Origin of the sequence: Enterobacter cloacae complex sp. IR5441 (genome assembly GCF_049238215.1) — a bacterium.
GTDB lineage: Bacteria > Pseudomonadota > Gammaproteobacteria > Enterobacterales > Enterobacteriaceae > Enterobacter > Enterobacter hormaechei_C.
On record NZ_JBMKIA010000001.1, the window covers coordinates 185,726 to 207,814 of the forward strand.

General features: G+C 57.6%; 21 protein-coding genes. 9 read left to right on the forward strand and 12 right to left on the reverse strand.

Annotation, left to right across the window (positions count from 1 at the left end; genetic code table 11):
- Positions 1-13: 13 nt before the first annotated feature.
- On the reverse strand, positions 14-985 hold the full coding sequence (gene lsrR, locus ACOTX5_RS00890) for a transcriptional regulator LsrR (protein ID WP_015571933.1): 972 nt from the start codon (positions 983-985) through the stop codon (positions 14-16).
- A gap of 215 nt (positions 986-1,200) precedes the next feature.
- Here lsrR and lsrA point away from each other — a divergent pair, with 215 nt between their 5' ends.
- From lsrA to lsrG, 6 genes are read left to right on the forward strand one after another with little or no spacing between them, the layout of a single operon-like run.
- Entirely contained in the window at positions 1,201-2,688 is a 1,488-nt protein-coding gene (lsrA, locus tag ACOTX5_RS00895) for an autoinducer 2 ABC transporter ATP-binding protein LsrA (RefSeq protein WP_032669124.1), read from the forward strand.
- Complete coding sequence (gene lsrC, locus ACOTX5_RS00900) at positions 2,685-3,716, forward strand: autoinducer 2 ABC transporter permease LsrC (RefSeq protein WP_045911532.1); 1,032 nt, start codon at positions 2,685-2,687, stop codon at positions 3,714-3,716. The genes lsrA and lsrC overlap by 4 nt, the downstream gene beginning before the upstream one ends.
- The gene (lsrD, locus tag ACOTX5_RS00905; RefSeq protein ID WP_047726809.1) at positions 3,717-4,694 is read left to right on the forward strand and encodes an autoinducer 2 ABC transporter permease LsrD; all 978 of its coding nucleotides are present in this window, start codon (positions 3,717-3,719) and stop codon (positions 4,692-4,694) included.
- 1 nt (position 4,695) lies between these two features.
- Complete coding sequence (lsrB, locus tag ACOTX5_RS00910; RefSeq protein WP_032669127.1) at positions 4,696-5,697, forward strand: autoinducer 2 ABC transporter substrate-binding protein LsrB; 1,002 nt, start codon at positions 4,696-4,698, stop codon at positions 5,695-5,697.
- 11 nt (positions 5,698-5,708) lie between these two features.
- A complete protein-coding gene (gene lsrF / locus ACOTX5_RS00915; protein ID WP_045911530.1) occupies positions 5,709-6,596 on the forward strand; it encodes a 3-hydroxy-5-phosphonooxypentane-2,4-dione thiolase in 888 nt (295 codons plus the stop codon).
- Positions 6,593-6,886 (forward strand): (4S)-4-hydroxy-5-phosphonooxypentane-2,3-dione isomerase, encoded by a 294-nt coding sequence (lsrG, locus tag ACOTX5_RS00920; protein WP_023295476.1) that lies wholly within the window; start codon positions 6,593-6,595, stop codon positions 6,884-6,886. Before lsrF ends, lsrG begins: the two co-directional genes overlap by 4 nt.
- A gap of 134 nt (positions 6,887-7,020) precedes the next feature.
- Here lsrG and ACOTX5_RS00925 read toward each other — a convergent pair whose 3' ends face one another.
- The gene (locus ACOTX5_RS00925; protein WP_045911529.1) at positions 7,021-7,710 is read right to left on the reverse strand and encodes a B3/4 domain-containing protein; all 690 of its coding nucleotides are present in this window, start codon (positions 7,708-7,710) and stop codon (positions 7,021-7,023) included.
- Positions 7,711-7,752: 42 nt separating this feature from the next.
- Between ACOTX5_RS00925 and ACOTX5_RS00930 the strand changes: the two genes are divergently transcribed.
- On the forward strand, positions 7,753-8,355 hold the full coding sequence (locus ACOTX5_RS00930) for a helix-turn-helix domain-containing protein (RefSeq protein WP_045141801.1): 603 nt from the start codon (positions 7,753-7,755) through the stop codon (positions 8,353-8,355).
- A gap of 34 nt (positions 8,356-8,389) precedes the next feature.
- Here the strand turns inward: ACOTX5_RS00930 and ACOTX5_RS00935 are convergent, their stop codons facing one another.
- The 9 genes from ACOTX5_RS00935 to ygjG form a co-directional block, all read right to left on the reverse strand.
- A complete protein-coding gene (locus tag ACOTX5_RS00935; RefSeq protein WP_023295473.1) occupies positions 8,390-9,106 on the reverse strand; it encodes a fimbria/pilus periplasmic chaperone in 717 nt (238 codons plus the stop codon).
- On the reverse strand, positions 9,099-9,620 hold the full coding sequence (locus ACOTX5_RS00940) for a fimbrial protein (protein ID WP_063438916.1): 522 nt from the start codon (positions 9,618-9,620) through the stop codon (positions 9,099-9,101). Before ACOTX5_RS00940 ends, ACOTX5_RS00935 begins: the two co-directional genes overlap by 8 nt.
- A gap of 9 nt (positions 9,621-9,629) precedes the next feature.
- Positions 9,630-10,175, reverse strand: coding sequence for a fimbrial protein (locus ACOTX5_RS00945; protein ID WP_052703906.1), 546 nt, complete (start codon positions 10,173-10,175; stop codon positions 9,630-9,632).
- 9 nt (positions 10,176-10,184) lie between these two features.
- Positions 10,185-11,192 (reverse strand): fimbrial protein, encoded by a 1,008-nt coding sequence (locus tag ACOTX5_RS00950; protein WP_023295472.1) that lies wholly within the window; start codon positions 11,190-11,192, stop codon positions 10,185-10,187.
- A complete protein-coding gene (locus tag ACOTX5_RS00955) occupies positions 11,193-13,817 on the reverse strand; it encodes a fimbrial biogenesis usher protein (protein WP_045911528.1) in 2,625 nt (874 codons plus the stop codon).
- Positions 13,818-13,877: 60 nt separating this feature from the next.
- Positions 13,878-14,588 (reverse strand): fimbria/pilus periplasmic chaperone, encoded by a 711-nt coding sequence (locus ACOTX5_RS00960; RefSeq protein WP_045911527.1) that lies wholly within the window; start codon positions 14,586-14,588, stop codon positions 13,878-13,880.
- 46 nt (positions 14,589-14,634) lie between these two features.
- The gene (locus ACOTX5_RS00965) at positions 14,635-15,168 is read right to left on the reverse strand and encodes a fimbrial protein (RefSeq protein ID WP_017382406.1); all 534 of its coding nucleotides are present in this window, start codon (positions 15,166-15,168) and stop codon (positions 14,635-14,637) included.
- Between the two features lie 71 nt (positions 15,169-15,239).
- A complete protein-coding gene (locus tag ACOTX5_RS00970) occupies positions 15,240-15,782 on the reverse strand; it encodes a fimbrial protein BcfA (RefSeq protein WP_017382405.1) in 543 nt (180 codons plus the stop codon).
- A gap of 602 nt (positions 15,783-16,384) precedes the next feature.
- On the reverse strand, positions 16,385-17,764 hold the full coding sequence (gene ygjG / locus ACOTX5_RS00975) for a putrescine aminotransferase (RefSeq protein WP_045348130.1): 1,380 nt from the start codon (positions 17,762-17,764) through the stop codon (positions 16,385-16,387).
- Between the two features lie 422 nt (positions 17,765-18,186).
- On the opposite strand from ygjG, the gene ACOTX5_RS00980 reads away from it, so the two are divergent.
- Together ACOTX5_RS00980 and ACOTX5_RS00985 are read left to right on the forward strand one after the other, a co-directional pair.
- Positions 18,187-19,707: a methyl-accepting chemotaxis protein gene (locus ACOTX5_RS00980; protein WP_047726811.1), complete on the forward strand. Its 1,521-nt coding sequence runs from the start codon at positions 18,187-18,189 to the stop codon at positions 19,705-19,707.
- Between the two features lie 241 nt (positions 19,708-19,948).
- A complete protein-coding gene (locus ACOTX5_RS00985; RefSeq protein ID WP_045911525.1) occupies positions 19,949-21,508 on the forward strand; it encodes a methyl-accepting chemotaxis protein in 1,560 nt (519 codons plus the stop codon).
- Here the strand turns inward: ACOTX5_RS00985 and ACOTX5_RS00990 are convergent.
- The gene (locus ACOTX5_RS00990) at positions 21,505-21,999 is read right to left on the reverse strand and encodes a PadR family transcriptional regulator (protein ID WP_045911524.1); all 495 of its coding nucleotides are present in this window, start codon (positions 21,997-21,999) and stop codon (positions 21,505-21,507) included. The two genes, ACOTX5_RS00985 and ACOTX5_RS00990, sit on opposite strands and share 4 nt — an antisense overlap.
- Between the last annotated feature and the right edge of the window lie 90 nt (positions 22,000-22,089).

Here is a 22,089-nt window from a genome sequence, read left to right on the forward strand (position 1 = left end):
CGCAGGGCTGCTCTTATCCGGCCAGAGCCAGCACCGCGCGGGCTGTCGTCTCTTCCGTCACCAGGCCATTAATACGGCGACCTTTCAGTGCGGCATAAATCGCATCGGCTTTCTCTTCCCCTCCGGCCACGCCTACGATGGTGGGCAGCTGCGCCAGTTCATCGAGCGTGACGCCCAGTAATTCTTTGTGGATCTCCAGCTCCTCGACGCATTCCCCTTCGGCATTGAGGAAATAGCCAAGGATATCGCCCACCGCGCCTTTACGGGCGTACATCAGCTGTTCACCTTCGCTGATATAGCCGGAGCGCAGTATCGTCGCGTCACGGCGCTGGTTTACCGAGCCAATCCCGACCACCGCCACGTCAGCCGCGGTGGCGGCGAGGATCACGTCCCGCACGCTGGTTTCGCGCTTTAAGATCCCGGCGACTTCAGCGGATGACACGCGAAGCGGGGCGGGGATCATGCTGACGCTACAGGCCGCATCCAGCTGGCCGATACCGGTCATATACGGCCCGACGCCGCCAGAGAGCGTCACCAGGCGGATCTGCTGCGAGCTGATAAAGCCGCTTAAGTGTTGCAGACTGCTCATGGTGGTTTCACCGAAGCCCACCGCTAACAGCTGGCCGGGTTGCAGTACGCCCATCAGCGACTGTGCCGCGCCAATGCCCAGCCGCACGTTCATCGGCGGCGTATTCAGGGCGGGCATCACGCGCACCAGCTTCAGGCCAAATCGTTGTTGCAGCTCGGTTTCCAGCGCCAGGCAGCCCTCGTAGCGGGAGTTGATCTGCACGCGGATCACCCCGGACTGACGGCCTTTCTCCAGCAGGCGGGAGATCTTCAGACGCGGCAGCCCGAGCCGTTCGCCGATGTCGTTCTGGGTCAGCCCGTCGTGGTAGTAGCACCAGGCCACGCGCGCCACCAGCTCCTCTTCCGCCAGTGCCAGCCCGGCAAACCGTCCTTCTTCCGCAGTGCGTTTATCGCTCATAATTGAACTCTTATAAAAATTTAGATCATATGTTCGTGATGGTGCGACGTGAAAATGTGAGCCACGCGACAAAACGGATCTTTTCGATCGTTTCCGCTTTATATGAATCTCAATCGATAAAACTGTGATCCCTGCACGGTTGTAAATATAGTTCACCGTCTACGCTTTTGAACATTATTAAATCTAAAAATCATTTGTTCAATAGCGGAGCGATGATGACACCACTTCTCGACGCGCGTGATATCAGCAAGCAGTTTTCAGGCGTACCGGTCTTAAAAGGCATTGATTTCACGCTGCTTGCGGGGCAGGTGCATGCGCTGATGGGCGGTAACGGCGCGGGAAAATCGACGCTGATGAAGATCATCGCCGGGGTAGAAACCCCGGATAGCGGTGAACTTTCGGTGGCGGGTGAGTCTTTTGCACGGCTTACCCCGGCGCAGGCGCACAGGTTAGGCATTTATCTGGTGCCGCAGGAGCCGCTGCTATTTCCCAACCTGACGGTGCGGGAAAACATCCTGTTTCGTCTGCCGCGAGAGCGCGATCGGGAAAAACGCCTGGCGGAAAAACTCCGGCAGCTGCAATGCCAGCTTAACCTCGACGCTACCGCCAGCACCCTCGAGGTGGCGGACCAGCAGATGGTGGAGATCCTGCGCGGGCTGATGCGCAACGCCAGAATTCTGATCCTTGATGAACCCACGGCCTCGCTGACGCCCGGTGAAACCGAACGGCTGTTTCGCCAGATCCGCGCCTTGCAGGATCTTGGCGTCGGGATTGTTTTTATCTCGCATAAGCTGCCGGAGATTCGACAGCTGGCGAGTCACGTCTCAGTGATGCGCGACGGCGCGGTGGTGCTCAGCGGCGAAACTGCGCATTTTGACGATAACGCCCTGATCGCCGCCATGACGCCTGTAAGCCGGGAAGCATCCCTGAGCGATACGCAAAAGCTGTGGCTGGCGCTGCCGGGCAACCGCCGCACCCAGGCGCAGGATTTTCCCGTGCTGCGCGTGGAAGCGCTCACCGGGGAGGGCTTTATCGATCTCAGCCTTGAGATTTACGCCGGGGAGATTGTCGGTCTGGCCGGGCTGGTAGGGTCCGGGCGCACCGAGTTTGCCGAAACGCTCTACGGCCTGCGTCCGGTTCGCGGCGGGCGGGTGTGGCTGGAGAGCCAGGAGATCACCGCCGATCCGGTCAGTTCACGCCTGCAAAAAGGGCTGGTCTATCTGCCGGAAGACAGGCAGGTGTCCGGCCTGTTTCTCGACGCGCCGATCCGCTGGAACACCGTGGCGCTGAACGAGCCGTCGCTCTGGCAACAGCGAAAGCGGGAGTCTGCGGTAGTGGAACGCTATCACCGGGCGCTGGGGATCAAGCTCAACCATGCGGATCAAACCGTGCGCACGCTCTCCGGTGGTAATCAGCAGAAGGTGCTGCTGGCGCGCTGTCTTGAGGCCAACCCGCTGCTGCTGATCGTCGATGAACCGACGCGCGGCGTGGACGTATCGGCGCGCGCTGATATTTATCAGCTGCTGAAAAGCGTGGCGGCGCAGAACGTGGCGGTGCTGATGATCTCAAGCGATCTCGATGAGTTTCCCGGCCTCGCGGATCGGGTGCTGGTAATGCATCAGGGCGTGCTCAGCGGCGAGCTGCCGCGCCACGCCGTCAGCCTCGACCGGATGATGGCGCTGGCGTTTGGAGGGCAATCATGAAGATCTTACTGAAAAACCGCGAGCTGAGCGCGTTTCTCGCCATTCTGGCGCTGTTCGCCGTGCTGGTGGCGCTGAACCCGTCCTACCTGAGCTTACAGACGCTGGGGATGATATTCGCCAGCTCGCAGATCTTGATCCTGCTGGCCATCGGCGCGGCGCTGGTGATGCTGACCCGCAATATTGACGTCTCCGTCGGCTCCACCGTCGGGCTTTCCGCTATTGCCGTCGGCGTGGCGCTGAACAGCGGCTACAGCCTGCCCGTTTCCATTCTCTTCGCGCTGTCGATTGGCGCGCTGGCGGGGGCGTTCAACGGTTTTCTGGTGGTGGGCCTGCGCATTCCGGCGATTGTCGCCACCCTCGGCACGCTGGGGCTGTATCGTGGGGCGATGCTGCTGTGGACCGGCGGGAAGTGGATAGAAGGGCTGCCGCCGGGGCTGAAATCTCTCTCTGAGCCCGCCGCCGTCGGCATTTCGCCGCTCGGCATGCTGGTGTTGATTATCGCGGCCATCGGCGCGTGGACGCTGTCGCGCACCGCCTTTGGACGTGATTTTTACGCCGTGGGGGATAACCTCGCCGCCGCGCGCCAGCTGGGCGTGGCGGTGAACCGCACCCGCATGATCGCCTTTACCCTCAACGGCATGCTGGCGGCCTGCGCCGGGATTGTGTTTGCCTCACAGATTGGCTTCGTGCCGAACCAGACCGGCAGCGGGCTGGAGATGAAGGCCATCGCCGCCTGCGTGCTCGGTGGCATCTCGCTGCTGGGCGGCACCGGCACGCTGGTCGGCGCCTTCCTCGGCGCGTTCTTCCTCACCCAAATCGATACCGTGCTGGTGCTGTTCAGGCTCCCGGCGTGGTGGAACGACTTTATCGCCGGGCTGGTGCTGCTGGGTGTGCTGGTGCTCGACGGGCGGCTGCGTCAGGCGCTCTCACGGCATCAGCGGGCGCTGAAATACAGCCGTTTCCAGCCGGGTAACAAAGGGGGAAAGCACGTCACCCCGTTTCCAGAACGCAAAAAAGAGGTGGCGTAAATGAGGCTTAACTGGGAAAGCGCGCTGCTGATTTTACTGGTGCTGGAGATCCTGCTCTTTGGCGCCATCAACCCGCGCATGCTCGACATCAACATGCTGCTGTTCAGCACCAGCGACTTTATCTGCATTGGCATTGTGGCGCTGCCGCTTACGCTGGTGATTATCAGCGGCGGGATCGATATCTCCCTCGGCTCGACCATCGGCCTGTGCGCCATCGCGCTGGGCGTCATGATGCAGGCAGGGTGGCCGATGGCGGTTGCCATCCCTCTGACGCTGGTGCTCGGCCTGCTGTGCGGGCTGGTGAATGCGGCGCTGATCCACTACACCGGCATCAGCCCCCTGGTCATTACCCTCGGCACGCTCTACCTCTACGGCGGCGGGGCGCTGCTGCTCTCCGGCATGGCGGGGGCGACGGGCTATGAGGGGATCGGCGGCTTCCCGGACAGCTTCACGGCCTTCGCTAACCTCACGGTGGTGGGTCTGCCGATCCCGCTGGTGCTGTTCGCGGTGATTACCGCTTTCTTCTGGTTGATTACCCACCGCGGGCGCTTTGGTCGGCATCTGTTTTTAATCGGCCAGAATCCGCGTGCGGCGCGCTATGCGGCGCTGTCGGTGAACGGCATGCCGTACGCGCTGTATGGCCTGGTGGGGGTGGCCTCGGCGGTTGCCGCGCTGGTGATGGTCTCCTATTTCGGTTCCGCGCGCTCGGATCTGGGGCGCGATTTACTCATGCCCGCGCTCACCGCCGCCGTACTCGGCGGGGCAAATATCTACGGCGGGTCAGGTTCGGTTGTCGGTACGGCGCTGGCGGCGCTGCTGGTGGGGTACCTGCAACAGGGTTTACAGATGGTCGGCATCCCCAACCAGGTGTCGAGCGCGCTGTCAGGGGCGCTGCTGGTTGTGGTGGTGATGGGACGTTCGCTGAGTCTGCACCGCGAATGGGTGCGTTCTCTCTTCAGAAAACTATCCGGAGCGTAAGATGAAAACAAAACTATTCGTCCTGGCAATGGCCCTCAGCTTCGCTTCGGCGCAGGCGGCGGACCGCATTGCCTTTATCCCGAAACTGGTAGGCGTGGGATTCTTCACCAGCGGCGGCAACGGCGCGAAAGAGGCGGGGAAAGATCTCGGCGTGGACGTGACCTACGACGGCCCGACCGAGCCGAGCGTCTCCGGCCAGGTGCAGCTGATCAATAACTTCGTCAACCAGGGCTATAACGCCATTATCGTCTCCGCCGTGTCGCCGGACGGCCTCTGCCCGGCACTGAAGCGCGCGATGCAGCGCGGAGTCAAGGTCCTGACCTGGGATTCCGACACCAAACCGGAGTGCCGCAGCATCTACATCAACCAGGGAACGCCGGAGCAGCTCGGCGGTCTGCTGGTGGACATGGCGGGCAAGCAGGTCACCAAACCGAACGCGAAAGTGGCGTTCTTCTACTCCAGCCCCACCGTCACCGACCAGAACCAGTGGGTGAAAGAGGCAAAGGCCAAAATCGAGAAAGATCATCCTCAGTGGCAGGTCGTCACCACCCAGTTTGGCTATAACGACGCCACCAAATCTCTGCAAACCGCCGAAGGGATCTTAAAAGCCTATCCGGATCTGGATGCGATTATCGCCCCGGACGCCAACGCCCTGCCAGCCGCGGCACAGGCGGCGGAAAACCTGAAACGGGAAGGGGTGGCGATTGTCGGCTTCAGCACGCCGAACGTGATGCGCCCGTACGTTGAGCGCGGCACGGTGAAAGCCTTCGGCCTGTGGGATGTGGTGCAACAGGGCAAAATTGCGGTCAATGTCGCCGATCGTTTACTGAAAAAAGGCGATCTTAACCCTGGCGACAGCGTCGACGTGAAAGATATCGGGACGCTGAAGGTCGAGCCGAACAGCGTGCAGGGCTACCAGTATGAGGCGAAGGGCAACGGCATCGTGCTGCTGCCGGAGCGGGTGGTGTTCACCAAAGAGAACATCAACAAATACGATTTCTGACGGGGGAGCAAATGGCTGATTTAGATGACATCAAAGACGGCAAGGATTTTGGCATCGGCACGCCGCAGCAGAATGTGCCGTACACCCTGAAGGGCTGCGGCTCGCTGGACTGGGGCATGCAGTCGAGGCTTGCGCGCATCTTCAACCCACAGAGCAACCGCACGGTGATGCTGGCCTTTGACCACGGCTACTTTCAGGGGCCGACCACCGGCCTTGAGCGTATCGATCTCTCCATCGCGCCGCTGTTTGGTGAAACCGACGTGCTGATGTGCACCCGCGGCATCCTCAGGAGCCAGGTGCCAGCCGCGACCAACAAACCGGTGGTGCTGCGCGCCTCCGGCGGTAACTCGATTCTGGGCGAGCTTTCCAACGAGTGCGTGGCGGTGGCGATGGAGGACGCGCTGCGCCTGAACGTCTGCGCGGTGGCGGCGCAGATGTATATCGGAAGCCCGTTTGAGCATCAGTCGATCAACAACATCATCAAGCTGGTGGATGCGGGGGCGCGCTACGGCATGCCGACGCTGGCGGTGACGGGCGTGGGGAAAGAGATGGCGCGTGACGCGCGCTATTTCTCGCTTGCCAGCCGCATCGCCGCCGAAATGGGAGCGCAGTTCGTCAAAACCTACTACGTGGACGAGTGCTTTGAAAAAGTGACCGCCAGCTGCCCGGTGCCGATTGTTATCGCCGGGGGCAAAAAGCTGCCGGAACACGAGGCGCTGGAGATGTGCTGGCGGGCGATTGACCAGGGCGCATCCGGCGTGGACATGGGGCGCAACATCTTCCAGTCCAGCGCGCCACTCGCCATGCTGAAGGCGGTGAAGAAAGTCGTTCACGAGAACATGAGCGCCCGGGAGGCGTTCCAGTTCTGGCAGGAAGAGAAACAGGGAGAAGCAAAATGAACGTGACGCTGGTGGAGATTAATATTAAACCCGAGCGGGTGGACGAGTTTCTGGAGGTATTTCGCGCCAACCACGAGGGGGCCATCAAGGAGCCGGGAAACCTGCGCTTTGATGTCTTGCAGGACCCGCGGGTGAAAACCCGCTTCTTTATCTACGAAGCCTATAAAGACGAAGCGGCGGTGCTGGCGCATAAGCAAACGCCACACTATCTGGCGTGCGTGGATAAGCTTGAAGAGCTGATGTCAGAGCCGCGCAAAAAACGCTGTTTTGTGGGGTTGTTGCCGGAGTAGCGGCTTTGCCCGGTGGCGCTGCGCTTACCGGGCCTACGGGGGATGGTGCGGTGTTTGCCCGGTGGCGCTGCGCTTACCGGGCCTACATATGCAGTATTTGTAGGCCGGGTAAGCGAAGCGCCACCCGGCGTTGTTCACGCCAGCTCCAGCAACTGAATACGCGCCGTCGCGCCCGGCATCAGCTTTTGCAGATTGCTCACCAGCTCATCGCCAGCTTCCTGTAATGCCGCCAGCGGCATCGACGGCAGGCTTTCGAGAATAAACCACATGGATTGCGCCTGGCTGTCCAGACGCGTGCGTACCCCCTGTCGCCAGTTCCAGCGGCGGCAGGTGACGCCGAGATCGTCACGCCAGATAACTTCGCCTGGCTCCGGATTTTCTACAACCGGCTCACCTTCTTTAAAGGTATCAAACGGCTCGCTGCCGTCGGCCAGCGTCAGGCGCGGCGCTCCCGAGTAAGCCGCCAGATTTTCTCCCCCTACCGGAATAGCGTAACGGATACTGATGGCATTATAGATATCCACCACCGGGTCGAGCGGCGGCAGCGAACCGTCTCTCATCACGCGCTTGCGCAGGGCCGAGGCCGAGCAGGGCGTACGTTTGGGTTTTGCACCAAAGGCTTTAAACACCTCATCCCAGGCGGCGAGATGATTTTCTGCCCAGGGCACATCATCATTGAGCATCTGCTGGCAGGCCCGCGCCAGCGCGGCGGGCGCAACCTCCGGTTGGGTAATCGGGGCGGCTTCCACCTGAATGCTCAGCGCTCGAAAGCCGGGCGCGATCCCGACAAGTCGCGAATCTATTGACGGTGTTACAAGAGACATAAATAATCCTGTATTGACTGTTTTATACCATGGTAGTGACCAATGACTGATAAAGTCAATATAATGACCGATGCAGGCGCCGATGTTGCCCAGGTAAGCCTGGCCGTGGCGAACCGTATCCGCAGCTGGCGGAAAGAGAAAAAGCTGTCGCTGGACGAGCTTTCCCGCCGCGCCAGCGTCAGCAAAGGCATGCTGGTGGAGATCGAAAAAGGAGCTGCCAACCCCAGCATTGCCATTCTGTGCAAACTGGCCGCCGCGCTTGGCGTCTCGGTGGCAGACATCGTTAACGTCTCCAGCGAGCCGCAGGTACACATTATTCAGGAAGAGGCGATCCCGGTTCTGTGGCAGGGCGCACAGGGCGGTTATGCCAGATTGCTGGCAGGCACCGCAGGCCCGGACATGATTGAGCTGTGGCAGTGGGAGATGCATCCGGGAGAGACTTTCACCTCTCCGGGACATCCGGCGGGAACGTTTGAGCTGCTGCACGTGAACGAAGGCGTATTAACCCTGACGGTGGACGAGACGGTGGTACAGGTTAATGCTGGCGCGTCGGCGGTAGCGAAAACGGAAGCGGCGCACGGCTATGCCAATGAGGGAGAAAAAGTGCTGCGCTTTACCATGACGGTAGCGGAGTTTCACCGCTAGTGTCGGTCCGCTGCCAGGATACCCCCGCGAGCAATTATTTCACCGTGCGGGCGATCGAGGGCAATATCCGCCCCTCGTCGCTCAGCGACTGCCAGGTGAGCTGGCACCTGGCAGTCCCTTTACACCAGTCCGTTTGTCGCTGGCTCAGAGGGGCGACAACGCCGGCGTTATCCACCCGCGTTCCGTTAACGGAAAGCTGATACAGCGTGACGTAATAAGGCGACGGGTTTTCAACCGTCAGCCCGTCGGCGGTCAGCTGCCAGCGTAGCTGACGATAGGCCAGCGCCGGTTCGCCCTGAAGCCCCTCCGGGCGATAGATAAACTTCATGCTGGAACGTACCGCCATCTGAACGTTATCGCTGTGACGCTGGCTGGCCGGAATGGAGGCAATGCTTAGCGTGAAAAGCGTTTCGCGATCGGCAGGAAGCGGCGCATCGGCGCGAAACAGACGGATCTTATTCTCACGTCCGGGCTGGAGTGCAAAAAGTGGCGGCGTCGCGGTAAACCACGCGGTGGCCGCTTCGGGGGGCTGCTGCGCCCCCGGCCATCGGCCGCCGCGATAAATTTTTGTGCCAATCAGATACGGCAGCGAGGACTTATTGCGCACGGTGACGCTGATAGCGCGCTGATCCTGAGGATAAACAAACCGCGTGCCGCCAATCACCACCCCGGCCTGAGCAGGCAAGAGCCAGAAAGACGCGGCGGTCAGCAGGGCTATCCCCGCTTTTTTCAGCAGGCTGGCCTCACGCATAGGTCAGCACAAAGGTGGCGGCAGCGTTAGCCACCCCCGGCGTAACGGCGTTCGTCACGGCGAGGTAGCGGGCGTAAAAATGCAGCGCCAGGGTGGTCTGGTCATTGCTTAGCGCGAACGGCAGGCTTTCATCCCCCATGGCGATCAGCGATTTATCAGGATTATAGAGGCCGATAGCCACGCCGGTTGCATAGTCCGGCCCGCCGGTCAGGGCCAGCAGATCGCTATTGTTACCGTCCGGCGTGTCTTCAAAATGGGTGCTGACGGCGGATAACCCGGCGCCGCAGGCTTCAAGGTTAATAGTGAACGGCTCATAGGGCGTTTCGTTTTTTTGCCCGGCCAGCTGGCGGGCCGCCACATCATGCATCTCCACTACCAGCTGTTCCGAGCCGGGGGAGACAATACAGGTTTTGCCTTTCACCACGCCGGTAATATAGACCGTGCCGTCATGGGCGAGCGTCTTGCCTGACAACAGCAGCGCGCAACAGATAAATAACCTGTTCAGGATCGTCATTCTGTCTCCTTACTGGTAAAGCAGATCGAAATACATCACGGCGGTGGCGTTGCCGGTGGTGACCGTCGGCAGCGTGGATTTATAGCGCAGGAAGAAGGTCAGCGTGTTATCGCCCGGCAGCAGGGGATATAGCGGCGACTCGGTATTATTGATCGGGACAGGCGCCCGCGCGCTGTCGAGCAGCTCGACTGCCAGTCCGGTCGCCATCATGTGCTGCGTCCCTTTTCCCGTATCTGATAAGGCAAGCAGCTTGGGATCGTTGGCGTCCGCGTCGCCGGTAAACCAGACGGTCGTGCCGCCGATTGCGCGGGTGCAGTTTTTGAGCGTGATGGCAAACTGCTTTTCCGATGTCGTGGCGCCCACGCGCGGAAATTCCTCTGTCGTAAATTCACCCAGGTCGATCGTTTGCTCTGCGCTGTTTGTATCGACGTTACAGGATTCCCCAACGATGGTGCCGATAAACTGCACGTTAAAGCTTGTGTCGTCAGCCTTCACCAGCGGCGGGTTTAACAGGGCCACGCTCAGCCATACGGTGTTTTTCCATGAAATGGTCATTACGCTTCCTCAGGCGAAATCAATGCGTAACAGCGCCAGCGCCCTGAAGACGCCCAGCTCTGGCGACTGCCCGGTGGTGCTGATGGGGTAGGCTTGCAGCGTCACGTCCGCGCGTCCTGACATATCCGTGGTAAAGGGGACGCTGCTTGAGAACACGTTTGGCCGCAGGATCTCGCCCTGCGGGCTGGTCACGACGACGGCCACGTCCGGGTTATCCGTCGCCAGCGCGTTGGCGAAACGAGCGTCTGCCGTCCCCTGTACCCGCAGGGTGAGCTGCGCCGGTGAGTTGACATCAGCGTTGCATTCGATCGGCACGGTAAAGGTTTTTGGCGCTACGCTGTCGGGTCGCTGTCCGGCCTGGGTGAAATCGCCGTGGTAGAGTGCCCCAAAATCGACGGTGACGGTTTGCCCGGCGTTAATCACGCAGTTTTGCGGGACGGTTATTACGCCGCTGTAGGTGATCTGATAAACGATTACGGTGGGCCGGTCATTTTCCGTCGTGGTGACATAGACGTTAAACATCAGTTTCGGCGGGATCACGACCGAGCCGATGAACGGCCTGACAATCTGTATTTTGAAGGTCAGATTGCTGTCGTTCACCGGGAAGACGCCGCCCGTATCCACCTCTTCGTGCCCCCCCATGTGGACATACTCCACCGGCGGATAAAAATCGCCGATGGTGGCATCATGGATTTTCATCGCACCGATAATATAATCCGGATCAAGCTGTAAATATTTCCACTCGCCTTCCGTTTTGACCACGGGGAAAGGTGAGATATAGGTACGATAGGTGCGCTTCTCCCAGTTGCCTGGGGGACAGGTGGCGTTGACGTGGATATCCTGGGTTCGGTTCAGCTCTGTACCGTTGCCCTTGATGTTTTGATCCGTGGTGAGCGTGGTGGTCAGATCGTAATTCACCATGGAAATTCCGCCGTTAGCGTTTTTGCACGTTGCGGCCAGGCTGCTCAGCGAAAAAAGTAGCCCAGCGGCAGAGAGAAGCATCATCCTTAATTTCATTTATGAACACTCCATGGTGATCCGCAGCAGCGGCTGTTTGCTTTCAGGTAAGTGGTAGTTGGCCGTACAGCGCTTATCCGCCCCTTCTCCCCATTGCGCCTTCAACACTCCCTTTTGGCTCAGGCCGGAGAGGTAGGTTTCGCCTTCTTCGCCTACGATGGTGTCGCTGCCGTTATCGTCGCGGGAAACCATGGCGCCAAACGGCACCGGCTTGCCGTGGTAGCGCAGCGTTACCAGCGCGCGTGCGCCCAGACGGGCGTTAAACGTGGCGCGCACGATGGCGCCGTGGGTCGGCACCACGCTGGTGACGGCATCATCGATATCCATGGCGTCTGAGAGGGAGTTAATGTCCAGCGCCATCCTGTTCAGATGGTAGGCCGAGGCGTAAGGCACCACCGCATAGCCGCGTCCGTCGGTATGGATACCGGGTTCATTCTCGACGCTGACGTCCGCTGCGCCCGGTACGGCAATCAGCACGTTGCTATCACCCAGTGGCTGGCTTAAGGTGATGCCGTTGCGGTGGGCTACCACGCCTCCGCTCAGGCCGTAGGTTACTTCCCGATAATCGCCGTTATCGCTGTAGTTGTAGCCCAGGCTGGCGTTGCCGTAGGCGGCATCGTATTCCAGACTGGCGGAACCTTGCGAGCCAGCCCCCTGGCTGGCATAACCTTCCTGCACGCTGTAGTTAAGGTTGTTCTCCGCCAGCAGCGTGCCGTTAATCCCCGCGTTCTGAGACGTTTCTCCATGTTTATTGGTGCTCATGCCGTAGGTGGCATAGGCGTAGTTCCGCTTCTGGCTGACGTCATTGGCAGGTGAAAGCCACTGGCTAAGCGGGAAGGAAAGGTTAATCGCATAAATCTCATCGCTATCCGACATGCCCGGCGATTTGTTGTAGTTGTAGGTCAGGCTGTATGAGATCCCGGCCCAGGTACCGCTGTATCCCACCTGGACGAGCGTGTTTTTGTCGTCCGTGTGCCAGTAGCTCTGCTGGCTTCCGGTCACGAACAGCGAGCCGAGCCCGCCTAGCTGCTGCGAAATATTGAATTGAAGCTTGCCGCGTTTAGTCCAGTTGAGGTTGTAGTAGTCCAGCCAGTTCGTGGCCTCATTCGCGTCATCCTGCTCCGCATCGCCCGTATAGCCCTGCATATGGGTGTAGGTTGTCTCATCCAGGTTATAGAACCCGGACGTGGAGTAGCGGTAGCCCAGCAGCTGGAAGTTCGTACCCATCTTGTTGAGGGATTTGGCATACAGGAAACGAAGAGACTGCCCCGTATGGCTGGTGTCGTCGGCCAGCGTACTGCGCGCGTGGGTAACGTCGAAAGAGACGGCGCCAAAGTTGCCCATATTGAGGCCAGCGCCAAGAGCCAGCGCGTAATAATCGCCGGAAAGCTGTGAGCCGCCATAGACGGTTACGCCGTGCGGTAGCCCCCAAATCAGCGTGCCCTGGGCAAAATTCACCTCGTCCTGCTGACCGTTATTGCTGCGGTACTGTGCCGCCGTCAGGGCATACTTCACCCGCCCTTCGCGCTGGAGGAGCGGTACGGCGGAGTAAGGAACGGAATAGCGGGAGATACTGCCGTCCGTCTCCTTCACTTCTACCGTGAGGTCGCCGCTGGAGGAGGTTGGGAAGAGATCGTTAATGGCGAAGGCGCCGGGCGGAACGTAGCTCTGGTAAAGACTATAGCCGTTCTGCTTGATGGTGACCTGCGCGTTGCTTTTGGCAATCCCGCGAATGGTGGGCGCAAAGCCTTTCATGCTGTCTGGCAGCATGTTGTCGTCCGAGGCGATCTGCGCGCCGCGAAAGGGAAGGCTGTCGAAAATTTCCGACGAGGTATAGCTATCGCCCACCGTCAGTCTGCCCTTTAGCGGAATCACCGTCCGCTCAAGATAGGTGTTGATATGTTCCCATTCGCTATGGCGGTTCTCGTCGCTGTTATAGTAGTTCCACGTCGAGTAGTCCCGCAGACGCCACGCACCAAGATTCACCCCGCTGTTCAGGCCGAGGAAATAGCTTTTGTGGGTTGTGCCGTTTTCGCTGCGATCGCGGCTGTATGAGCCGCTAAAGTTATAGTTCAGCAGCAGAGCGTTAATACCTTCATCCCACTGCTCTGGCGGGATATAGCCGCGCGCGTTGTTGCGTAATGCGGCCTGCGGAATGCTGATTTCCAGACGCTGCTGTTCGAAATTAAAGAGAGTGGCAGCGGCCGGAATAATGGCGGCAATGTCCACGCAGCTGTCGGCTTTCGCGGCGGCCAGCGCCGGGAATGCCTGAACGTTGACGCCCATGTTTTCATACGCTTTGGGCGTCAGGCAGGCCATTAGCCCCGTGTCGTCGCCCTGTACGGCTCCGTCCGTTACGGTTCTGGCGATAAAGTTGATATCGCGGGTGGTGACAAATGTTCCATTCAGCCAGAGATCCACGCGATAGACGCCCGGCGCCTGGCCATTTGTTGAAAAACGGGAGAGATCCGCCACGGCGGAAGGATCGCTCGACAAAAATGCCGGGTTAAAAAAATACTCCGCGCGCACGGTGATGGACGAAAGGAGTCCCGCAATCGTCAACGCCAGCGGCGTTAGCGACGCTCTGACGAGCGCGTTAAATCTTCGTGGCTGAACACGCTTCATGTCTTCCCTTACCTGCGAGGCTTTTAATGACAAAACGTCATACGTAACGCCGTATACGACTTATTTCGCGCATGACTGAACGGGCGTGTTGGCACCAAAGTCATTAACGGTCTGAAACCTCACGCTGCCAGTGCCGCCACCGGGGATCTCCACCACTAGGTTATTTTTGGGCGCTACCATGTTATTTGCCAGTTGCGTGTTGCCGACGAAAAACTGAACCAACGAAACGTAATAAGGCGATGGATTGGTAATAGTGACTTTTCCATTGGTGACTGAGCAGGTTAATGTTTTGGGCGCATCAATAGAGAGCGACGGCAATTTTTTCGGCCGGATAAAAAGTTTAATAACGCTCTGGGTGGCAATTTGTAGCGTATTACCGGAAAGCTTATTTTTCTCGACGGAAGGAATGGCTTTGCTGTTCAGATAAAAAACGCTTTCACGATCGACAGGCAGATCGGGGCCCACGTACATAATACGCAGGGTATTCTCTTTTTTAGGATGGATAACGAACAGCGGCGGCGTAATGACAAAATCCGCTGATTTTGCCCCTTCGGCGTTGGACACCCAGCTCTGAATTAAAAAAGTGGTATTCGTTGAAGAGTTAATAATGGCTAATGAAGCCTGCTTATCACCCTGGGGATAAATCACCCGGGTTCCCCCGAGCGCGATACCGCCTGCGCTGGCAGAACCGGCCATCCCCATCGCGAACAGAGCCGTTAGCGCGCCAGCTATCAGACAAGTCAGTTTACAGCGTGATGTAATGATACGCATTGTTCCCTCAGTTTCTCATGTGTCAGGCTTCTTGCCTGTGAGTCAGTTATTGGTAAAAAACGATGAACCAGACCTGCGCGTTCGCGGTACCAGCGTTGACGCTATCTTCGGTGGCGCGATACCTGGCGATATAGCTCAGCCGGTTTTCACCGTCCTGCAAAGGTCTGTACCAGGGGGGCGCGGTGTCTGGCTTTACCAGGTTCCCCATCGCATCGAATAGACCGATACCAATCCCGGTGGCGGCGCCAGGCCCATAGCCCGCGCGAAAAACCTGGGGATCGTTGCCGTCAGACTCGCCGCTAAACAGCACCCCGGCGCGCTGGCTTACGCTGGTGTCGCATGCTTCCAGCGTGATGAAGAAGGGTACCGGTTTGGCCCAGTCACCGGCGGCGATGAACTGGCTATTGCGTACCTGTCCCATATGCACGATTTGATCCTGGGAATCCATGCTGACGGAACAGGCCGCATTGACGACCTGACCCTGAAAGGTCACGCTTCCATCGTCCTTTGCCGCGGCTGGCAATACGGCAAAAAGCGCAGTGCCGGCTATCAGCAGCGCCCGATTTATGGATTGCTGCATTGCGAACTCTCTAACGCTTGCCGGACAACGCTTCTCCGCCCGCAGGCGAAGAAGCGAGATCGGCTAACGAATCAGGAATAAACCATCTGGAACGTTGCGACGGAGGAGACGTTGCCCGGCTCGGCCGCGCCTGTGGCCACGTAATCCACGCTCAGCGGGATGATGTTTTCGCCGTTGATCAGCTTAACGTTGGAGGAGGTATCGCCAATGTTCAGCGCCTGGCCGTCCGGCCCGAACAGTTGCAGCGCAACGTTTTTGGCCGAGCCTGCGCCAGCGGTGTTCGCCAGGCTGCCTTCTACAGCAGGGTCCTGCTGGCCGTTAAAGATCACGGCGGCATTCTGGCTAACGGTGGCGTCGCAATCTTCCAGAACGATTTTAAAATCTTCTTTCTGGTTGGCCTGCATGCCGACCGTTGTCAGCTTGACGGTACGCACCTGGCTCAGGGTAACGGTCTGGTCTACGGAGTCAGCCGCGACGGAACAGGCGGCGTTTACCACCTGGCCGACAAAGTTGACGGTCCCGCCGGAAACGGTAACGGTATCGGCCTGCGCATTAATTGCCATGCCACCAGCCAGCGCGCCGGCAACAGCCATTGCTATAACTTGCTTTTTCATACAAATCCTTTTTAGATAAACATCATGCTGTCAATTGAAATAATATATTCACAATGTCATGTGAATCTTTTTTCGAGGCAGTGGTATAGGATATGTTTTTAGATTAATATATTATTTTTACCCAGGGCGTTGTTACTGGTTTTATATCATCCGCCACTGCGCTGATGAATGAGGGGATTCTACGGATTAAATAATATTATATCAATGTGATAATGGGTTGATGTTTTATTAGTTTTACTAAATATAAAATTAACTCATAATTTATTTGTTTGAATGATATTGCACGCCGTCAGAACCGCATTTCTATTCGCTGGTCGGTTTTATTAATGTCTGCGATGAATGTCATCGTGGTTTTGTTAATAATGCAAGACGTTACGGCTGTCATTATTCGGACATGCGTTGGGAATGCGGTGGTGTTATTATCCGGCTGCTTTTACAATCTGATATTACATAAAGAAATATTTTAAATTTATATGATGAACCGTGTTTGCACTTATGCACATTATTCCTCAGTCTGACTGCATAAAGAAATCCCTGGCGTATCCCAGGGATTTCTTTGCATATCGCCCTGATACTGCTAAAAGGGCAGGAAAAATAAATGTTCAGGCGGATGTTACGGCAATACGTAATGCCGCCAGCGCCTTACGCGCCGCCTTCAGCACCTGCTCACACTGCTCAATGGTAAGCGTCAACGGTGGCTCAATGCGGATGGTTTTCGAGTTGTTGAGCGTGCCGGCCACCAGCACCCGCTGGCGGAACATCTCGCTCGCGAAGCTATAACCGGTTTCGTTATCAACGAACTCAATCGCCATCAGCATCCCTTTCCCGCGCGCATCCTGTACCAGATCCGGATATTCCCGGCCCAACTGACGGAAGCCGTCCAGCAGCATGTCGCCTTTCTGCTCCGCTTGCGCGGGCAGGTTTTGCTCCAGCAGGACGTTGATGGTGGCCAGCGCCGCCGCACAGGCCAGCGGGTTACCGCCAAAGGTGGTGGTATGTAAGAACGGGTTATCGAACAGCACCGAGAAGACCTCCTCAGTGGCGACCGTTGCGCCAATCGGCATCACGCCGCCACCGAGCGCTTTCGCCAGGCACAGAATGTCCGGCTGAACGTTCTCGTGCTCGCAGGCGAACATCTTGCCGGTGCGCCCCATCCCGGTCTGCACTTCGTCGAAGATCAGCAGCGCGCCAAACTCATCGCACAGCTGACGCACGGCGGGCAGATAGCCCTGCGGCGGGAGGATCACGCCGCCTTCACCCTGAATCGGCTCCAGGATCACCGCCGCCACGTCGTCGCCGGTTTTACGGCATTCACTCAGCACGGTGCGCATGGCGTTGATGTCGCCAAATGGCACGTGGCGGAAGCCCGGCAACAGCGGCATAAACGGTTTGCGGAAGGTTGATTTAGCGGTCGCCGACAGTGCGCCCAGGGATTTCCCGTGGAACGCGCCGCTGGTGGCGATAAAGGTGAATTTCCCACGCGGCGACTGGTACGCTTTGGCGAGTTTAATCGCCGCTTCGACCGATTCCGTGCCGCTGTTGCTGAAGAAGCTGTATTTCAGCTTGCCGGGCGTTAAGGCTGCCAGCGTCTTCGCGAGCATGGCGCGAAGCGGGTCGAGCAGTTCCTGGCTATGGAGAGGTTGTTTCGCAAGTTGATTCTGTACGGCGGAAACCACAACTGGATTACGGTGCCCCACGTTGAAAATACCAAAACCACCCAGGCAATCAATAAACTCCTGTCCCTGGGTGTCGACAAGCGTATTCAGACTGCCCGCTTGCCACTCTACGGCTCCGTAATCCCCGCCGGCGGTAACAGATTTGCGATACTCCAGAAAACCAGGATTCACATGCTCTTTAAAGTAATCAATGACCTCACGGTTAAGTTGTTTCATCTCCTCATGATCAAGCGTTCGCTTCTCAATGAGATTCAGTGCGTGCGCGGTACAGGCAAGAGCCGAGGCGCTGGAAGGTAACCTGTTCAAAATATGCTCCCGGGGATCGCGTATCACATGATACTGAGTTAATTATTGCAGGGATTACGCCACCTCAGATGCCTTAACAAAAATCGGGATAAACGCCAGGTGAAATCAAATTTGCACAATATTTAATCATGCCATTGCGCGCCGCACGGGATAAGGGATAACGAGCCGGGGATGGGGTGTCGTCAATTGCACTACGCCAGGGCAGGGAATGCGCCTTAAGTGTGCGCCGGGGGATCATGCTTTGTAGGTAGTTACGTCTCGAAAGTATTTTAAATCAATTAATTAGAAAAACGTACGAAAAGTGCGGTTTAACCGAGATTTGCGATCTCAATCATATTTAACAACTAAAGATAAATTTTTTATCGCCGAAAAAACATAAGCCACAAAATTAACATTCAAATAACCTGCAAGGGATGCTCACTATGTCCTCTCCTGACTATGTCACCCAGAATGAATATCCGCTGGACGATGACACCACGCTTATGTCGACCACCGACCTCCACAGCTACATGACCCACACTAACGACACCTTTGTGCAAGTGAGCGGCTTTACGCTCCAGGAGCTGCTCGGGCAGCCGCACAACATTGTGCGCCATCCGGATATGCCGAAAGCGGCTTTTGCCGACATGTGGTACACGCTGCAAAAGGGCGAGCCCTGGAGCGGGATTGTCAAAAACCGACGTAAAAATGGCGATCACTATTGGGTACGCGCCAATGCGGTACCGATGGTGCGTAACGGCCAGATGACGGGCTATATGTCCATTCGCACCCGCGCCACCGAGGACGAGGTAGCCGCAGTGGAGCCGCTTTATAAGGCGCTCAACGAAGGACGCTGCAAAAAACGCATTCATAAAGGGCTGGTGGTGCGCAAAGGCTGGCTCGGTAAATTACCGGCGATGCCGCTGCGCTGGCGCGTGCGCAGCGTGATGGCGATACTTTTCGCGGTGATGGCCGCAACGCTGGTTGCCAGTGCCGCGGGCTGGGCTTCGCTGGTGGCGGCAGCCGTGGTGATGCTGCTTGGCACCCTGGTGTTTGAGCAACAGATTGTCCGCCCGGTGGAAAACGTCGCACGGCAGGCGCTCAGGGTCGCTACCGGAGAGCGTAACAGCGTGCAGCATCTTAACCGCAGCGATGAACTGGGGCTGACGCTGCGAGCCGTCGGACAGTTGGGGCTGATGTGCCGCTGGCTGATCAACGACGTCTCCAGCCAGGTGGTGAGCGTGCGCGATGGTAGCGACAGGCTGGCGCAGGGCAATGAAGATCTCAACGACCGCACGCGCCAGACCGTGGCTAACGTGCAGCAGACCGTGGCAACAATGAACCAGATGGCGGCGTCGGTGCAGAGTAACTCTGAGACCGCAGCCGAAGTCGACAAGCTGTCGATGGCTGCCAGCAGCGCGGCCACGCAGGGGGGCACCGTGATGCAGACCGTGGTGAAAACCATGGATGACATTGCCGACAGTACCCAGCGCATTGGCTCTATTACTTCGCTTATCAATGACATCGCCTTCCAGACAAATATTCTGGCGCTGAACGCCGCGGTTGAGGCGGCACGCGCAGGCGAGCAGGGGAAAGGCTTTGCGGTGGTGGCGGGCGAAGTGCGTCATCTTGCCAGCCGCAGCGCGAATGCGGCTAACGATATTCGTAAGCTGATCGACGCCAGCGCCAGCAAAGTGCAGTCGGGCGCCGATCAGGTCCACGCCGCGGGACGTACCATGGATGATATTGTCGAGCAGGTGAAAAACGTCACGCAGCTTATCGCGCAGATCAGCCACGCCACCTCCGAGCAGGCGACAGGCCTGACAGAGCTGACCCGTGCCGTGGCAGAGCTGGACAGCATTACGCAGAAAAATGCTGACCTGGTCGAAGAGAGCGCGCAGATTTCCGCGATGGTTAAGCACCGGGCCGGACGTCTTGAAGATGCGGTTACCGTGCTGCATTAAGAAATGCATGCTTCGATAAAGCCGTTTATTCCTCCGGGGTAAACGGCTTTTTTGTTTTTCAGAATAAGTCATGTTGTTAATGAAATATTAAGTAACTAAAAAAAATCGCCCGGTTTTTTAATTGTTACGCCCCGAATTCTTTGAGTGTGAAAAATAAAAAAACGATCAAAGTCATAAAGTTAGCGCTTTTCCTGTCGATAACAGCGATCGTCTGAGAAATAATCACATCGATGGGGTAAATATGTTCATACATGACGTAAAGATCGGCACGAAATTATTTCTGGCGTTTGGATTATTTATTGTCCTGATGGTCGTCAGCGCAAGTTTGTCTCTGATGAGCCTGAATCGGGCAAACAATGGAATGCAAACCATCCTTACCAGCGACTATCCAACGACGGTAAAAGCGAACCAGTTAATCGACAACTTCCAGGAATTTATCAGCACGCAGCAGCTCATGCTGCTGGACGAGCAGGGGACGTACACGGCGCAATCAGAGCAGCGTCTGAAGGCGATCAGCGAGCGCATCACCGCAATCCTGAGCGAGCTGGACAACGCTCTCAAGGATAAAAAATCCCAACAGGTGCTGGCCGATATCCACGGCGTACGCCAGCAATATCTTGACTCGCGCTACCGCATTTTGCAGGCCGTGCAGAATAACGACCGTGCGGGCGCGATAAACGAGATGATGACCAACACCCTGAACCTGCAACAGTCCTATAAAGCGAAAGTGCAGGCGCTGATTGCGATCCAGGACCATGAAATGCAGAGTGCGGGCGAACAGGTGGAAGGCGATTTCCACACCAATCGTCTGCTGCTGATCCTGATTACGCTTTTCAGCGTCGCGGCAGCCACCCTGGCTGGCTGGTTCATTGTGCGATCCATTACCCGCCCGCTGAACGATGCGGTGAATTTTGCGGAGGCCATTGCCGATGGCGATCTCACCGGCAGCATTACCTCGCACGGTAAAGATGAAACCGGACTGCTACTCACCGCACTGATGGAGATGAAAACGCGCCTGCTGGAGATTGTGCAGCAGGTGCAAACCGGATCGGAAAACATCTCCAGCGCCGCCGCGCAGATTGTCGCGGGCAACCAGGATCTGGCTGCCCGCACGGAGGAGCAGGCCAGTTCCGTTGAACAGACGGCCGCGTCGATGGAGCAGATCACCGCCACGGTGAAGAACACCGCGTCCCACACCGGAGAAGCGACGAACCTGTCTGCCGATGCGGCTGCCGTGGTCAAAAACAACGGCGAGATGATGAAGCAGGTCACCAGCAAGATGCGCCTGATTAACGAAACATCGAACAGGATGTCCGACATTATCGACCTGATCGACGCCATTGCCTTCCAGACCAACATTCTGGCGCTGAACGCGGCGGTCGAAGCGGCGCGCGCGGGTGAGCATGGTCGCGGCTTTGCGGTGGTGGCGGGCGAGGTACGCCAGCTCGCGCAGAAAAGTGCAACATCCGCGAGTGAGATCCGCCAGCTGATTGAAAGCTCCACAAGCCAGACGCAGGACGGCATGAACCTTGTGGAGAAAGCCAGCGGGCTTATCAACGGCATGGTCGGCAACGTGGAGGAGATGGACGTCATCCTGCGTGAGATTCGCCAGGCCAGCCACGAACAGACGGAAGGCATCTCGCAGATCAACAGCGCGATTGGCCTGATAGACGCCACCACCCAGCAGAACTCCGCGCTGGTGGAGGAGTCCGTTGCGGCGGCGGCATCCCTTAACGAACAGGCGATGCACCTGAAAGAGCTGGTCCGGGTGTTCCGCGTGAGCGACGGCGCGCTGGCTTAATCCAGCTGGGAGATCTCCAGCGCCGCGCGGTCAATCACGCCGATAATCTGTTTCAACTGCGCGTCGCTGAGTTCTCCCTGATTAACCTTCAGATCCAGAACCGCTTTGAAGTTATCCAGCGCCCGCTTCATCTGCGGGTTTTTGCGCAGCTGGAACCCGACGGAGCGCACCTTGATACGCGTCTGGATCTGCTCCAGCTGTTCCCGGTTGTCATCCAGCCACTGTTCTCCGGCGGCGTTAATCGCAATTCGCTTACGGCCGTTCTCTTCTTCGGTAATGGTGATAAGCGCCTGATCCTGCAAGTAATCCAGCGTCGGGTAGATCACGCCAGGGCTAGGCGTGTAATGTCCCTGCGTCAGGTTCTCGATTTCTTTGATCAGCTCGTAACCATGGCTCGCGTTGCGGGTCAGGATATCCAGGATCACCAGCCGCAGATCGCCATGGCCAAAAAATCGTGGCCGGCGTCCGCCGCCGTCGTGTTCGTGTCGCATGTTTCTTCCTCAATTTGATATATCTAAACTATATCTAAGATATATTCAGATGCAATCTAAAAGATCTTGATTTCTGAGTTAATAGCAATC

What these genes read in the sequence shown, in the direction of transcription:
- lsrR (WP_015571933.1), bottom strand. Translation starts at nt 985, where the DNA reads ATGAGCGATAAACGCACTGCGGAAGAAGGACGGTTTGCCGGGCTGGCA.
- lsrA (WP_032669124.1), top strand. Translation starts at nt 1,201, where the DNA reads ATGACACCACTTCTCGACGCGCGTGATATCAGCAAGCAGTTTTCAGGC.
- lsrC (WP_045911532.1), top strand. Translation starts at nt 2,685, where the DNA reads ATGAAGATCTTACTGAAAAACCGCGAGCTGAGCGCGTTTCTCGCCATT.
- lsrD (WP_047726809.1), top strand. Translation starts at nt 3,717, where the DNA reads ATGAGGCTTAACTGGGAAAGCGCGCTGCTGATTTTACTGGTGCTGGAG.
- lsrB (WP_032669127.1), top strand. Translation starts at nt 4,696, where the DNA reads ATGAAAACAAAACTATTCGTCCTGGCAATGGCCCTCAGCTTCGCTTCG.
- lsrF (WP_045911530.1), top strand. Translation starts at nt 5,709, where the DNA reads ATGGCTGATTTAGATGACATCAAAGACGGCAAGGATTTTGGCATCGGC.
- lsrG (WP_023295476.1), top strand. Translation starts at nt 6,593, where the DNA reads ATGAACGTGACGCTGGTGGAGATTAATATTAAACCCGAGCGGGTGGAC.
- ACOTX5_RS00925 (WP_045911529.1), bottom strand. Translation starts at nt 7,710, where the DNA reads ATGTCTCTTGTAACACCGTCAATAGATTCGCGACTTGTCGGGATCGCG.
- ACOTX5_RS00930 (WP_045141801.1), top strand. Translation starts at nt 7,753, where the DNA reads ATGACTGATAAAGTCAATATAATGACCGATGCAGGCGCCGATGTTGCC.
- ACOTX5_RS00935 (WP_023295473.1), bottom strand. Translation starts at nt 9,106, where the DNA reads ATGCGTGAGGCCAGCCTGCTGAAAAAAGCGGGGATAGCCCTGCTGACC.
- ACOTX5_RS00940 (WP_063438916.1), bottom strand. Translation starts at nt 9,620, where the DNA reads ATGACGATCCTGAACAGGTTATTTATCTGTTGCGCGCTGCTGTTGTCA.
- ACOTX5_RS00945 (WP_052703906.1), bottom strand. Translation starts at nt 10,175, where the DNA reads ATGACCATTTCATGGAAAAACACCGTATGGCTGAGCGTGGCCCTGTTA.
- ACOTX5_RS00950 (WP_023295472.1), bottom strand. Translation starts at nt 11,192, where the DNA reads ATGAAATTAAGGATGATGCTTCTCTCTGCCGCTGGGCTACTTTTTTCG.
- ACOTX5_RS00955 (WP_045911528.1), bottom strand. Translation starts at nt 13,817, where the DNA reads ATGAAGCGTGTTCAGCCACGAAGATTTAACGCGCTCGTCAGAGCGTCG.
- ACOTX5_RS00960 (WP_045911527.1), bottom strand. Translation starts at nt 14,588, where the DNA reads ATGCGTATCATTACATCACGCTGTAAACTGACTTGTCTGATAGCTGGC.
- ACOTX5_RS00965 (WP_017382406.1), bottom strand. Translation starts at nt 15,168, where the DNA reads ATGCAGCAATCCATAAATCGGGCGCTGCTGATAGCCGGCACTGCGCTT.
- ACOTX5_RS00970 (WP_017382405.1), bottom strand. Translation starts at nt 15,782, where the DNA reads ATGAAAAAGCAAGTTATAGCAATGGCTGTTGCCGGCGCGCTGGCTGGT.
- ACOTX5_RS00980 (WP_047726811.1), top strand. Translation starts at nt 18,187, where the DNA reads ATGTCCTCTCCTGACTATGTCACCCAGAATGAATATCCGCTGGACGAT.
- ACOTX5_RS00985 (WP_045911525.1), top strand. Translation starts at nt 19,949, where the DNA reads ATGTTCATACATGACGTAAAGATCGGCACGAAATTATTTCTGGCGTTT.
- ACOTX5_RS00990 (WP_045911524.1), bottom strand. Translation starts at nt 21,999, where the DNA reads ATGCGACACGAACACGACGGCGGCGGACGCCGGCCACGATTTTTTGGC.